Source organism: Streptomyces cyaneofuscatus, from assembly GCF_000718135.1.
Classification (GTDB): Bacteria; Actinomycetota; Actinomycetes; order Streptomycetales; family Streptomycetaceae; genus Streptomyces; species Streptomyces cyaneofuscatus.
On the sequence record NZ_JOEM01000005.1, the window covers coordinates 69,330 to 83,256 of the forward strand.

At 71.1% G+C, this 13,927-nt stretch carries 11 protein-coding genes; 5 read left to right on the forward strand and 6 right to left on the reverse strand.

The window, feature by feature from the left end; translation table 11 throughout:
• Positions 1-161 precede the first annotated feature (161 nt).
• From IF17_RS0109375 to IF17_RS0109390, 4 genes are all read right to left on the reverse strand, one after another.
• The gene (locus IF17_RS0109375; protein WP_030564094.1) at positions 162-920 is read right to left on the reverse strand and encodes a hypothetical protein; all 759 of its coding nucleotides are present in this window, start codon (positions 918-920) and stop codon (positions 162-164) included.
• An 84-nt stretch (positions 921-1,004) separates the two neighbouring features.
• Positions 1,005-1,838 carry an ABC transporter permease gene (locus IF17_RS0109380; RefSeq protein WP_030564096.1) on the reverse strand — a complete coding sequence of 278 codons (834 nt, stop codon included), beginning with the start codon at positions 1,836-1,838 and terminating at the stop codon, positions 1,005-1,007.
• Positions 1,839-1,935: 97 nt separating this feature from the next.
• Complete coding sequence (locus tag IF17_RS0109385) at positions 1,936-2,919, reverse strand: ABC transporter ATP-binding protein (RefSeq protein ID WP_030564098.1); 984 nt, start codon at positions 2,917-2,919, stop codon at positions 1,936-1,938.
• 129 nt (positions 2,920-3,048) lie between these two features.
• On the reverse strand, positions 3,049-4,209 hold the full coding sequence (locus IF17_RS0109390; RefSeq protein WP_030564100.1) for an NYN domain-containing protein: 1,161 nt from the start codon (positions 4,207-4,209) through the stop codon (positions 3,049-3,051).
• A gap of 291 nt (positions 4,210-4,500) precedes the next feature.
• Here IF17_RS0109390 and IF17_RS0109395 point away from each other — a divergent pair, with 291 nt between their 5' ends.
• Positions 4,501-4,680, forward strand: coding sequence for a hypothetical protein (locus IF17_RS0109395; protein WP_030564102.1), 180 nt, complete (start codon positions 4,501-4,503; stop codon positions 4,678-4,680).
• Between the two features lie 88 nt (positions 4,681-4,768).
• On the opposite strand, the gene dnaE is transcribed toward IF17_RS0109395, so the two are convergent.
• Positions 4,769-8,308, reverse strand: coding sequence for a DNA polymerase III subunit alpha (gene dnaE / locus IF17_RS0109400; protein ID WP_030564105.1), 3,540 nt, complete (start codon positions 8,306-8,308; stop codon positions 4,769-4,771).
• Between the two features lie 203 nt (positions 8,309-8,511).
• Between dnaE and IF17_RS0109405 the strand changes: the two genes are divergently transcribed.
• From IF17_RS0109405 to IF17_RS0109420, 4 genes are all read left to right on the forward strand, one after another.
• Entirely contained in the window at positions 8,512-9,837 is a 1,326-nt protein-coding gene (locus IF17_RS0109405; RefSeq protein ID WP_030564107.1) for a DUF2252 domain-containing protein, read from the forward strand.
• Between the two features lie 79 nt (positions 9,838-9,916).
• A complete protein-coding gene (locus IF17_RS0109410) occupies positions 9,917-10,648 on the forward strand; it encodes a hypothetical protein (RefSeq protein WP_030564109.1) in 732 nt (243 codons plus the stop codon).
• Between the two features lie 64 nt (positions 10,649-10,712).
• Entirely contained in the window at positions 10,713-11,528 is an 816-nt protein-coding gene (locus IF17_RS0109415; RefSeq protein WP_030564110.1) for a DsbA family protein, read from the forward strand.
• A gap of 131 nt (positions 11,529-11,659) precedes the next feature.
• A complete protein-coding gene (locus IF17_RS0109420) occupies positions 11,660-13,336 on the forward strand; it encodes an alkaline phosphatase D family protein (RefSeq protein ID WP_030564112.1) in 1,677 nt (558 codons plus the stop codon).
• Positions 13,337-13,343: 7 nt separating this feature from the next.
• Here the strand turns inward: IF17_RS0109420 and IF17_RS0109425 are convergent, their stop codons facing one another.
• Positions 13,344-13,922 (reverse strand): dienelactone hydrolase family protein, encoded by a 579-nt coding sequence (locus IF17_RS0109425; protein WP_030564114.1) that lies wholly within the window; start codon positions 13,920-13,922, stop codon positions 13,344-13,346.
• Between the last annotated feature and the right edge of the window lie 5 nt (positions 13,923-13,927).

Below are 13,927 nucleotides of genomic sequence, written 5' to 3' on the forward strand. Positions count from 1 at the left end.
CCCAAACCAGCCCCTCCGGCGCTTCAGGAGCGAGGTCCGGGGCGGAGCCGCCAAACCAGCCCGTCCGGCGCTTGAGGACAAAGCGGGGTCCGGGGCAGCGCCCCGGTTTCGGGAAGGGGCGGGGAGGGGAACAGCCCGCCGCAGGCGCCCCACCCGCGGCGCTACGACGCCCCCGAGCCCCCACCCGGCGCCGGCGGCCCACCAGGCCCGACAGACCCACCGGACCCACCAGGCCCACCGGCCCCACCAGCCCCCGGCTCCCCGTAATACGACGTCCACCCCTCCCCCACCCAAGCCGGCTCAGGCTCCCGCACTCCGAACGCCGCCGTCAGCAGGACATGCACCGCCAGCGCCACGAACGGCCACACCAGCACCGCCACCACCACCGCGTGCAGCTCCAGCGGCGCGTCGAAGACGACCCCCTTGCCGACCACCCGCGCCCGGGCCACCACGTCGGAGGACGGCCCCAGCCAGATCCCCACCCGCCAGGCCAGCAGTGAGCCGAGCACCCCGCCCAGCGCGAGTCCCACCACCACGAGGACACCGCCCCGCCGCAGCCGCCAGGCGACGACGGCCGCCGACAGCACGCCGAACACGGCCGCCAGCAGGACGAACGTTCCGTCCGCCCCGATCGCCTCCTCGCCCTCGCTGTTCTGCAGGAAGACGGCGCTGCCGTCGGAGACCAGAGGGACGCGGGGCGCCAGCCACAGCCACAGCAGCCCGAGCGCGATACCGGCGAGCGCCACGAGCACCAGGACCACGGCGGCCTGACGGAGCTCCGTCGCCGTGTCCGGGTCGTCGGGCGAGCCGTACGCGGGCGCGAGGTGGGAGCCCGAGGGCGGGCTCTGCCACGGATCGTGCGGGTTCGGCTGGTGAGGCGGCGTCAGAGGTGCGGTCACCGTGCCATCGTGCCAGGCCACCCTGTGCGGCGCCTCACCGGCTGCCGCACCCGTCCACACGGCACACCACCGGCGTACCGCACGCCACCGGCGTACGACACGCCCCTACCGCACCGCCGCCCGCCGGTACGCCCACGTGGCGACCGCCAGCGACAGCACCCCCACCACCGCACAGACCGCGAGGAAGAGGCCGATCATGCCCCAGTCCGGCGAGGCGTCGAAGGAGCGGGCCAGCGCCTCGACCCCGTACGTCGAGGGCAGCAGGTCCCGCGCCCACCCCACCGGCTCCGGCAGCCGGTCGGCCGGCAGCACCCCGAGCAGCAGGGCCGCGGACATGCCCAGCTGCCCCAGCAGCGTGGCGAGCTCCTGGCGCGGCGCGAGCAGCCCGAGAGCCGCCCCCAGACCGGCCAGGGCGGCGCCGGAGAGCGGGATGACGGCGACCAGGACCCACAGATGGGTCATCGGGAGCTGGAACAGCACGCTCCCGGTGATCGCCGTGAAGACCGTGCCGGGCACGGTGAACGAGGCGTACGCGGCCGCCGCCCCCAGCACCACCGCGGCGGGCGGCACCGGCAGGGTGGCGTAGTGGTCGAGCCCGCCGCCGGCCCGCAGCTGGCCGAAGTACTGGGCGAGCAGGTTGAGCGCGACGAACGCCACGACCAGCACGCTGGAGCCGGCGACCACGGCACGCGCCTCGGCCCCGCCGTCGACGACGCCCCGCATCAGGACCATGATCCCGACGGACTGGAAGGTCGCCACGAAGAGCAGCGGGATCCGGGCGACCCGGGCCCGGGAGAGCTGGGCGCGGTAGACGGCGGCCAGCGAGGGCAGCAGCCGGGCGCGCGGCGCGAGCGGGGCGGGCACGGTCCGCGCGGCGGAGCCGGTGGGCCGGGGCCGGGTCCGCGACGGTGCGGTCCTGGCCGGAATGATGCTCGTCACCTGAGGCCGCTCCCCTTACACCCGTCCAGTACATCCACCGCGCCCACCACTACGTACGGTGCCTGCGCCCCGTTCAGCGCCCCGCGTCCCCGGATCCTCACGCCTTCACCAGCCCCTTGCTCGCATTGGCCGCGTCCCCGCCGAGCGCCAGGTACACATCTTCCAGGCTGGGTGTGGCCAGGGTGAAATCGTCCAGCGCGGCGAAGGCCGCGCCGCCCGTGACCGCGGCGACCGCGGCCCGGGCCTCGTCGGGGCTGAGCCGCAGCACCCAGCGCCGCCCGGACTCCTGGGCGGACGGGCGCAGCGCGGCGACCTCCGGGACGTCCAGCGGGGCCCGCTCGCGCCACATGAGCTCGACGCGGACCTCGCCGGCGACCTTCTCCTTGAGCCCGGAGGGGGTGTCGCAGGCGATGACCCGGCCGCGCTCCAGGACGGCGACGCGGTCGAGGACGGTCTCGGCCTCGATGACGTTGTGGGTGACCAGCAGCACGGTGGCGCCGCGTTCGGCCCGGCGGCGGTCGACGGCGGCCCAGACGGCCCGCCGGGCCACCGGGTCCATGCCGGTCGTCGGCTCGTCCAGGACCAGCACGGGCCGGTCCCCGACGAGGGTGGCGGCGAAGCAGGCGAGCCTGCGCTGACCGCCGGAGAGCTTCTTCAGGGGCCGCCCGGCCAGCTCGGTGAGGCCGAGCTCCTCCAGTACGGCGTCGCGTTCGGCGCGGGCCTCGCGGACGTGGAGGCCGCGCAGCCGTCCGGTGGTCTCGGCGGCCAGGGAGACCGTCAGCTCGTCCAGGGCGGTGGACTCCTGCCCGAGGTAGCCGATCAGCCGGGAGGCCCGCTCGGGGTGGCGTACGAGGTCGTGGCCGAGGACTTCGACGGAGCCGGAGTCGGGGCGCATCAGCCCGGTGAGCTGGCGGACCAGCGTGGACTTGCCGGCGCCGTTGGGGCCGAGCAGTCCGAAGATCTCGCCGCGCTCGACATCGAGGCTGATCCCGTCGGTGGCGCGCACCTCGGGGGTGGCGGGCGCGCCGCGGCGGCCCCGGACGGCGGGATAGGTCTTGACGAGGTCACGCACCGCGCACACGGTGCCGGTGTCGCTCTGCGCCTGTGCTGTGCCCGTACTCACGAGGTACGAGGGTACGGGGTCACACGCCCCGGTTTGCGCCCGGGGCCACCCCGCGTCGCGGGCCCGGCACGATCCGCGGAAAAGGCCCTACTCCCCGGCGGGCACGTGCTCCGCCGCCGCCCGCACGTCGATCTCGCGCCAGAACCCGGCCCGGATCGCATAGCGGTCGTGCTCGTCGATCTGGTCGTCCTTGTGGGCGAGGAGCCCGAAGCGGGCCGCGTACCGCAGGAGTTCGCCGTCGATGCGGTGCGGGATGCGCGGGTACATGGTGGAGAGCTTCTGGAGGTGGACGGTCTCCGGGAGCCGTTCCATCCAGCGCCGGGCGAAGACCTGGCCGACCTCGAAGGGGTCGCCGCCGACGGTGGTGATGTCCTCCTCCCGGTCGGCCCAGCGCTGTTCGGCGCTGGTGACCTGGGCGAGGGTCGGCAGGGAGGCGGTCTCGGCCGGTTCGCCGAGGGGGCCGCCGCGCTCGACCCAGCCCTTGTCGGAGGACCAGCGCAGGGTGGCGTTGGCGGGGGTCGCGTTCTGGGCGGCCGTCCGGTCGGGGTGGGTGGCGTGGGCGCGGAGGGCGGCGAGGTCCTTGGGGGTGGGGACGGTTTTGTGGCCGGGGGTGGGCTCGGGCTCGGAGGGGCCGGGGTCGGCGGGTGCGGCGGGGGCGGTGGGGGGGGGGGGGGGCCGGGGGGGCCGCGCCCCCCCCGGGGGCCGCCCGGGGGGGGGGGGGGGGGGGGGCAGGACGCGGCGTTCGTCCGCCTCGGCGACGAGGTCCTCGGACTGGTTGTAGTCGCCGTCGGCGGCCTGGACGGCCCACAGGTGGACGGCGACCCCGTGCTCCTTGGCGGACATCAGGCCGGGCAGCAGATCGCCGTCGCCGGTCACCAGGACCACGTCCGAACAGGCCCGGTTCCTCGCCAGCTCGGTCAGCTCGGCGTGCATGGCGGCGTCCACGCCCTTCTGCGCCCAGCGTCCGTCGCTGCGGGTCAGGGCTCCCAGCCGTACGGTCACCCGGGGCATCACCCGGAGCCTGCGGTGCTCGGGCTGGGGCACCCGGTCGGGGGCGCCGTCGAACCAGTAGATCCGCAGCAGCGGCTGCTGCGTATCGGCCTCGGCCCGCTCGCGCAGCCCCTGGATGAGGGCCGCGTGGTCGACGGTGATGCGGGAACGGGCGGGCTCTCCGGCCAGCAGACTCGCGGCTGCGCCCAGCAAGTAGCCGGCGTCCACCAGGACGACGCAACGGTCCACGCGTTCCACCCTCTTCCAGGAATTCGGGAACGGTTCAGCGGCCCGCCCCTCGATGACCGGGTCCGCTTACCCAGGGTTTCCTTCGAGTCTGCCCGACCACACAAGGGTTAACGGCCGGAACTCGATCATCGGCGTGGCGAATCGGGAAAGGGCTGGAAAAGGTCTGGGGCGGAGGGCCGGGACGGCCGTCACTGCGGATACCGCTACGCACGGTAATGATCCAACATGCACGGTTTGCGGCGCTATGTGAGTCTGACGATGGTCCTGGCCCCCCAGGATTCCCCACAGGAGGCATTCACCATGGGCAAGAACAAGAACCGCAAGCAGGGCAGCCAGCACGATCGCGCGTCCGCGTCGGAGCGTAGCGCCGAGCAGGCCAAGTCGACGGCGTACGAGTCGCAGACCCAGCCGCAGACGCAGTCCCAGGGCAGCCCGTCCGACGTGGCGCGCAAGCACCAGCGGCGCTTCGGTCACAACTGACCGCGTCGGCCGCTCGCGGCCATGCACGAGAGGGGCGTCCCGCACGGTGCGGGACGCCCCTCTCGTTCGTACGCCGTTCTGAAAAGCCTCAGCCGGCCAGGCAGGACGGCCCGAGCAGCACCTTCAGATCGCCGAAGAGGGCCGAGTCGGCCTTGACCCTGTGCCGGTCCAGCCGCAGGACGGTCGTCTTGCGGGGGCCCTGGAGCTTGATGCGCACCTCGGTGTCGCCCCGGTGGTGGCTGAGCACCTCGCCGAGACGCGTGACCATCGGCGGGGTGATCTTCACGGTGGGGATGGTGAGGACGACCGGAGCGTTGGTCCCGGCGTTGGAGATGTCGGGGACCTGCATCTCCATGGCGACCAGCCGGGGCACGTCCTCGCGCTTGTCGAGCCGTCCCTTGACGAAGACGACGGTGTCCTCCACGAGCTGGGTGGAGACCAGCTGGTAGGTGGCGGGGAAGAACATGCACTCGATGGACCCGGCCAGGTCCTCCACGGTGGCGATGGCCCAGGCGTTGCCCTGCTTGGTCATCTTTCGCTGGAGGCCGGAGATGATGCCGCCGACGGTGACGATCGAGCCGTCGCTGTAGTCGCCGCCCATCAGCTGGGAGATCGAGGCGTCGGCCTTGTCGGACAGCACGTGCTCCAGGCCGAAGAGCGGGTGGTCGGAGACGTACAGGCCGAGCATCTCCCGCTCCTGGGCGAGCAGGTAGGCCTTCTCCCACTCGACGTCGGAGAACTCCACGTCCAGCCCGAAGCCCGGCTCGTCGCTCTCCTCCTCGCCCATGCCGCCGAAGAGGTCGAACTGTCCCTCGGCCTCCTTGCGCTTGACCTGCACCACGTTGTCGATCATCGGCTCGTGGTGGGCGACGAGCCCCTTGCGGGTGTGGCCCATCTCGTCGAAGGCGCCGGCCTTGATCAGCGATTCGACGGTGCGCTTGTTGCAGACGACCGCCTCGACCTTGTCGAGGAAGTCGGGGAAGGAGCTGTACTTCCCTTTGGCCTTGCGGGAGCGGATGATCGAGTCGACGACGTTCTGGCCGACGTTGCGGATGGCGGTCAGGCCGAAGAGGATCACGTCGTCGCCCTGGGCGGCGAAGTTGGACAGCGACTCGTTGACGTTGGGCGGGAGCACCTTGATGCCCATGCGGCGGCACTCGTTGAGGTAGACCGCGGACTTGTCCTTGTCGTCCTTGACCGAGGTCAGCAGGGCGGCCATGTACTCGGCGGGGTAGTTCGCCTTGAGGTAGGCGGTCCAGTAGGTGACCAGGCCGTACGCCGAGGAGTGCGCCTTGTTGAACGCGTACCCGGCGAACGGCACCAGGACGTCCCACAGCGCCTTGATCGCCGCGTCGGAGAAGCCCTTCTCCTTGGCGCCCTTCTCGAAGAGGACAAAGTTCTTCGCCAGTTCCTCGGGCTTCTTCTTGCCCATCACGCGGCGCAGGATGTCGGCCTCGCCGAGCGAGTACCCGGCGACGATCTGGGCGGCCTTCTGGACCTGCTCCTGGTAGACGATCAGGCCGTAGGTGAGGCCGAGGACCTCCTTGAGGGGCTCCTCCAGCTCCGGGTGGATCGGGGTGATCTCCTGGCGGCCGTTCTTGCGCTCCGCGTAGTTCGTGTGCGAGTTCATGCCCATCGGGCCCGGCCGGTAGAGGGCCGAGACGGCGGAGATGTCCTCGAAGTTGTCGGGCTGCATCTGGCGGAGCAGGGAGCGCATCGGCCCGCCGTCGAACTGGAAGACGCCGAGCGTGTCACCGCGGCAGAGCAGTTCGTACGTCTTGGGGTCGTCCAGCGGCAGGGCGAGCATCTCCAGGTCGATGCCTTTGTTGGACTTCACCATCTTGATGGCGTCGTCCATGATCGTCAGGTTGCGCAGGCCGAGGAAGTCCATCTTCAGCAGGCCGAGCGACTCGCACTGCGGGTAGTCCCACTGCGTGATGGTGACGCCGTCGGTGTGCCGGACCCAGACGGGGGCGTGGTCGACGATCGGCTCGCTGGACATGATGACGCCGGCGGCGTGCACGCCCATCTGCCGGACCAGGCCCTCGACACCCTTTGCGGTGTCGATGACCTTCTTGACGTCCGGCTCGCTCTCGTACATCCCCCGGATCTCGCCCGCCTCGCTGTAGCGCGGGTGCTTGGGGTCGGTGATGCCGTTGAGGTCGATGCCCTTGCCGAGGACGTCGGCGGGCATCGCCTTGGTGAGGCGGTCGCCCATGGCGTACGGGTAGCCCAGCACCCGGGCCGAGTCCTTGATGGCGTTCTTCGCCTTGATCTTGCCGTAGGTGCCGATCATGGCGACCTTGTCGGCGCCGTACTTCTCCGTCACGTACCGGATCACCTCGACGCGCCTGCGCTCGTCGAAGTCGATGTCGACATCGGGCATGGAGACGCGCTCGGGGTTGAGGAACCGCTCGAAGATCAGTCCGTGCTCGATCGGGTCGAGGTCGGTGATGCCCATCGCGTACGACACGATCGAACCGGCCGCCGAACCACGGCCGGGGCCAACGGCGATGCCGTTGTTCTTGGCCCACATGATGAAGTCCGCGACGACCAGGAAGTACCCCGGGAACCCCATCTGGATGATGATGTCCATCTCGTACTCGACCTGCTTCTGCCGGTCGTCGGGCACACCGTTGGGGAAGCGGCGCTGCATGCCCTTGCGCACTTCCTCCTGGAACCAGGTGATCTCCGTGAAGCCGTCCGGGATCTCGAACTTCGGCATGAGGTTCTTCGCCTCGAACATGCCGGTGGTGTCGATCTGCTGGGCGACCAGGAGGGTGTTGGCGCACCCCTGCTGCCAGGCGTCGGAGGAGTCGACGGCGTACATCTCGTCCGTCGTCTTCAGGTAGTAGCCGGTGCCGTCGAAGCGGAAGCGGTCCGGGTCGGAGAGGTTCTTGCCGGTCTGGATGCAGAGCAGGGCGTCGTGGGCGGCGGCCTCGTGCGCGTACGTGTAGTGGGAGTCGTTGGTGACGAGCGGCGGGATGTCCAGCTTCTTGCCGATCTCCAGCAGCCCGTCACGGACCCGGCGCTCGATCTCGATGCCGTGGTCCATCAGCTCCAGGAAGTACCGGCCCTCGCCGAAGATGTCCTTGTAGTCGGAGGCCGCCTGCACCGCCTCGTCGAACTGGCCGAGCCGCAGTCGGGTCTGCACCTCACCCGAGGGGCAGCCGGTGGAGGCGATCAGGCCCTCGGACCACTGGGAGATGGTCTCCTTGTCCATCCGGGGCCACTTCTGGAGCCAGCCCTCGGCGTACGCGTCGGAGGAGAGCCGGAAGAGGTTGTGCAGCCCGGTCTTGTTGGCCGCCCAGATCGTCTTGTGGGTGTAACCACCGGATCCGGACACATCATCGCGCTTCTGGTGCGGCTGTCCCCACTGCACCTTGCGCTTGTGCTTGCGCGACTCCGGGGCGACGTACGCCTCGATGCCGATGATCGGCGTGACCCCCGCCTTGGTCGCCGAGTGGAAGAAGTCGTAGGCCCCGTGCAGGTTGCCGTGGTCGGTCATCGCGATGTGCGACATGCCCATCTCGTTGCACGCCTCGAACATGTCCTTGAGCCGCGCCGCACCGTCCAGCAGCGAGTACTGGGTATGAACGTGCAGGTGCGTGAAGGGCGGCTTGGTCACGGCGTCGGGCCTCCGGGAAGTCGGGCGATGACGGACGGGGGGACAGCGTGGAAGTCTACGACGTGACGGAGTCCGACGACGGGCACTCCCGGCTTCCGCCGAGCGTTGGAGAGAGCGGGACGGGTGTCCGTTTTGTCATGCACTCCGTCACGCGCACCGGATTCCCGGGCAGGTACGCCAACGACAGCAGGAGGCAGCAAGAGATGTCGGAAACGCAGACCGGCGCAGCGCAGCGCGGGGAGCAGATTCTCGCCGTTTTCGACACCGCCTTCGGGGAGCTGCTGGCCGCCGATCCCGCCGCTTTCCGGGTGAAGTTCCGCAAGATGGCGGGCTCGGCCTTCGCCTTCTACCGGGGCACGGCCTGCCTGTTCTACACCGACCTGGAGCGGGAGCAGCGCGGCGGACCGTATCTGGACGAGCGCACGGGCCGGGTCTGGATCCACGGTGATCTCCACGCGGAGAATTTCGGCACCTACATGGACGCCAACGGCCGCCTCGTCTTCAACGTCAACGATTTCGACGAGGCGTACGTGGGCCCCTTCACCTGGGACCTGAAGCGGTTCGCCGCCTCCGTGGCGCTGATCGGGTACGCCAAGGCGCTGTCCGACGAGCAGATCACCGACCTGGTCCGGATCTTCGCCGCCGCCTACCGGGAGCGGATCCACGCGCTGGCGACGGGCGCGAAGAACGACGAGGTGCCGCCCTTCACGCTGGACACCGCCGAGGGTCCGCTGCTGGACGCGCTGCGCGCCGCCCGCTCGCTGACCCGCTTCTCGCTGCTGGACTCGATGACGGTGATCCGGGACTTCGAGCGCCGGTTCGCGGACGGCGGCGGCGCGATCGACCTGGACGCCGCGACGCGGTACAAGGTGCTGGCCGCGTTCGACGGCTATCTGGAGACGCTGCCGGAGTCGAGCCTGACCCGCCCCGACTCCTACCGGGTCAAGGACGTGGTGGGCCGCCGGGGCATCGGCATCGGATCGGCCGGGCTCCCCTCGTACAACATCCTCCTGGAGGGCAACAGCGACGCCCTGGAGAACGACGTGGTGATCTACCTCAAGCAGGCGCAGACCCCGGCGGTCTCCCGGCACATCACGGACGCCGCCGTGCGGGACTACTTCCAGCACGAGGGGCACCGCACGGTGATCTCGCAGCGGGCGCTCCAGGCGCACGCGGACCCGTGGCTGGGCTGGACCGAGCTGGACGGCGCGGGCCAGCTGGTCGCCGAGGTCTCGCCGTACGCGGTCGATCTGGACTGGTCCGAGATCGACGAGGTGGACGAGATCGCGGCGGTCGTCGCGGACCTGGGCCGGGCGACGGCCACCATGCACGCGGCGGCGGACGACGAGAGCGGCCACTCGCTGGTGCCGTTCTCCACGGAGCGGGCGATCGACGCGGCCATCGCGGCCGACGAGGAGGGGTTCGGCGAGCTGCTGGTCGATTTCGCCCACAGCTACGGGGCCCAGGCCCGCGCGGACCACCAGATCTTCGTGGACCTCTTCCGCAACGGCCGGATCCCCGGCCTGTAGGCGTCGGCATCCGGCCGTGCCGTGACTCTCAGCTTCTTTTAAGGTCCGCTTACCTCCGCACATGACACACTTTCCGGCGATGGACATCTCAGGTACGCAGCTCAGGGTGGTGCGCGCGGCGCTTTTCGCCGCGCTCGTCGTCACCCTGTCCACGGCGTCCCATGTGCTGCTCTCCGGGGTCCCGCTGCCGCTGACCGCCGTCGCGCTCCTCGCGGCGGTCGTCTTCGGCGTGGCGTACGCGCTGGCCGGGCGGGAGCGCGGCTTCGGCGCCATCGCGGGGCTGCTCGTCCCGCTGGAGCTGGCGGCCGACACGCTCTTCACCACCGGCCAGCACCTCTGTTACGGGGCGGCCGGCGGGCCCATCGCGGGCCCGCTGCGCTCGGTCGGCTTCGACGTGCTCTGCGGGGGCGGCGAGGTCGGCGCGACCGGGGCGCGGATCGCGGGCGTCGGCACGGTGGGCACCCCGCTCGCCGGGATGACCGGTGCGGGCGACCGCGCGGCGGCCCTGCTGGCGCAGCCGGGTCCGGCCGTGCCGTGGCTGCTGCTCGCCGCCCATGTGGCCGTCGGGCTGCTCGCGGCCGCCTGGCTGCGGCGCGGCGAGGCGGCGCTGGCGGGTCTGGTGCGCACGGCGGCCCTGGTGGCGTTCCGGCCGCTGCTCACCGCGGTCGCCGTGGTGCGCGGCACCGTCCGGTCCGCGCCCCGTCTCCCCCGCGCCGCCGGGCGCGAGCACCCGCTCTCCCCGGCCCGCTTCCCCGTGCACTCCGTGGGACGGAGGGGGCCGCCGCTCACCGCGTACGCCACCGCTGCCTGAGGGCAGGACGGCCGGCGCCGAGCAGCACCCTTCCACTCCCCACGCATCCACGGAGAACACCACCATGAGCAAGCGCAACACCCAGCAGAACAAGGCAGCGGCCCGTGAGCGGCTGCGCGCCGAGCGCGAGGCGCAGGCGAAGAAGGACCGGACCCGCAAGCAGCTCGTCGTCGGCGTCTCGGTCGTCGCGGCCCTCGCCGTCGTCGGCGGTATCAGCTACGGCGTGATGCAGCTGAACAAGCCGGACGCCTGGGAGGCCGCCGCCGACGCGAAGAACGTCAGCGCGCCGAAGAACACCGCGGGCAAGGACGGCACCACCGTGGTGATCGGCAAGTCCGACGCCAAGAAGACCCTGGAGCTGTACGAGGACTCCCGCTGCCCGGTCTGCGCCACGTTCGAGCAGGGCGTCGGCGAGACCGTCGCGAAGGACGTCGACGCCGGCAAGTACAAGGTCAAGTACGTCGGTGCGACCTTCATCGACAACACCGACAACGGTGAGGGGTCCAAGAACGCCCTGAGCGCGCTCGGCGCCGCGCTGAACGTGAGCCCCGAGGCGTTCATGGAGTACAAGGCCGCGCTGTACTCCGCGAAGTTCCACCCGGAGGAGAGCGAGGACAAGTTCGCCAAGGACAGCTACCTCATCGAGGTCGCCGACTCGGTGGACGCTCTCAAGGGGAACAAGGCCTTCCAGAAGGACGTCGAGGACGGTACGTACGACGCCTGGGCGATGAAGATGTCCGAGGCGTTCGACAAGAGCGACGTCAAGGGCACGCCGACGCTGAAGATGGACGGCAAGAAGGTCACGACGGAGGGCAGCGACAACGCCCCGATGACGGCGGCCGAGTTCACGGCGGCGGTGGACAAGGCGCTCAAGGCGTAACGCCTTCAAGCTGCCGGGCCGGGTGCTCCTCCGACCCGCGGGCCACCTCCCGGCGACCGTTTCCCGACGGGCGGGCGAACTTCCTCCGTTCGCCCGCCCGTTCGCTGTACGCGCCAGTAGGGTGATCGGCCGTGACCAGTCGACACATACCCTCGCCGAGCCGCCGCACGGTCGTCCGGGCCGCCGCCGCGACCGCCGCCGCCGTGCCCGTACTCGCCACCTCGACCATCACCTCCGCCACTGCCGGCTCTCAGGTGACGGCGCCCGCCTTCCTGCACGGCGTCGCCTCCGGGGACCCGCTGCCCGACGGGGTCCTGCTGTGGACCCGCGTCACCCCCGAGCCCGGCGCGGAGCCCGGTTCGGGGCGCGGGGCCGACACCCCGGTGCGCTGGGAGGTCGCGGAGGACCGGGAGTTCACCGCGCCGGCCGGGAGCGGTACGACGCTCGCCTCGGCCGCCTCCGACCACACGGTGAAAGCCGACGTCCGCGGACTGCGCCCGGCCACCTCGTACTACTTCCGCTTCTCAACAGGCGGCGGGGCCGGCGAGGGCGCCGAGGTCCGCTCCCCCGTCGGCCGCACCCGCACCGCGCCCGCCACCGGGACGAGCGTGGCGGGGCTCCGCTTCGGCGTGGTGTCCTGCGCCAACTGGGAGGCGGGCTGGTTCTCCGCGTACCGCCATCTCGCCGCCCGCGGCGACCTGGACGCGGTGCTGCACCTGGGCGACTACCTGTACGAGTACGCGACCGGCGGCTACCCGACCCAGGGCGCGGCCCTGCGTGAGCACCGGCCCGCCCACGAGATCCTGAACCTGGCCGACTACCGCCTGAGGCACGGCACCTACAAGACCGACACCGACCTCCAGGCGCTGCACGCCGCCCACCCGGTCATCGCGATCTGGGACGACCACGAGTTCGCCAACGACGCCTGGTCGGGAGGCGCGCAGAACCACACCCCGGGTACGGAGGGGGTGTGGGCTGAGCGGGTGGCGGCGGCCAAGCAGGCGTACTTCGAGTGGATGCCGGTCCGCGCCTCCACCGAGGGGACCGTCCACCGGCGGCTGCGGTTCGGGCGGCTGGCCGATCTGCACCTGCTGGACCTGCGGAGCTTCCGATCAGAGCAGGCGTCCATCGGCAACGGCTCGGTGGACGACCCGGAGCGTACGATCACCGGCCGGGCGCAGCTGGACTGGCTGAAGGCGGGTCTGGCCGGGTCGGACGCGGTGTGGAAGCTGGTGGGGACGTCGGTGATGATCTCGCCGGTCGCCTTCGGGGCTCTCCCCGCCCACCTGCTGGGGCCGCTCACCGGGCTGCTGGGGCTGCCGAAGGAGGGGCTGGCGTTCAGCGTCGACCAGTGGGACGGGTACACCGACGACCGCAAGGAGCTGATCGGGCATCTGCGGGACCGGGGGATCCGCGACACGGTGTTCCTGACCGGCGATGTGCACATGGCCTGGGCCAGTGAGGTGCCGGTGAAGGCGGCGACGTATCCGCTGTCGCCCTCGGCGGCGACGGAGTTCGTCGTCACCTCGGTGACCTCGGACAACCTGGACGACATCCTGCGGGTCGCACCGCAGACCGTGTCGACGGTCGCGTCGGCGGCCGTCCGTACCGCCAACCGCCATGTGAAGTGGGTGGACATGGACTCGCACGGCTACGGCGTCCTGGACGTCACCGCCGAGCGCTCGCAGATGGACTACTACGTGCTGTCCGACAAGACGGCCAAGGACGCCACCTCCGCCTGGGTCCGCTCCTACCGCACGCGCCGGGGCACCCAGAAGGTCGAGCGGGTGGACCACCCGGTCCGCTGAAACGCCCCTACAGCGTGGCCAGGAAGCCGAGCGCGACCTTCCAGGTCTGCTCGGCGGCCGCCTGGTCGTAGTCGTGGAGGTCGGGGTCGGTGAACAGGTGGCCGGCCCCCGGGTAGCGGTAGATCTCCACGTCCGCGCCGGTCCGCTGCATCTGGAGATACCAGCTGTTCAGCCAGTCATGGGACTCGAAGGGGTCCGGGTCCGCGACGTGCAGCTGGACGGGCAGCTCGTCCACCGTCGCGTTCTCCGCGATGTCCGATGTGCCGTGGAAGAGCAGCAGCCCGCGCGCCTTCGCGTCACCGAGCGCCAGGGTCTGCGCGGTCGCCGCGCCGAGGGAGAACCCGGCGTAGACGAGCCCCTGGTCGGAGTAGGGGGCCGCGGCGAGCACCGCCCGCTTCAGCAGCTCCTCCTTGCCGACCTCCTCCTTGAAGGCCATGCCCTCCTCCACCGTGTCGAAGGTGTGCCCCTCGAAAAGATCGGGCACGCGCACCTCGTGGCCGGCGTCCCTCAGACGTGCGGCCGCGGCGTGCACTGCGGGCGTGAGCCCGTAGGTCGAGTGGAAAAGCATGATGTTCATGAGGCCCATGGTGC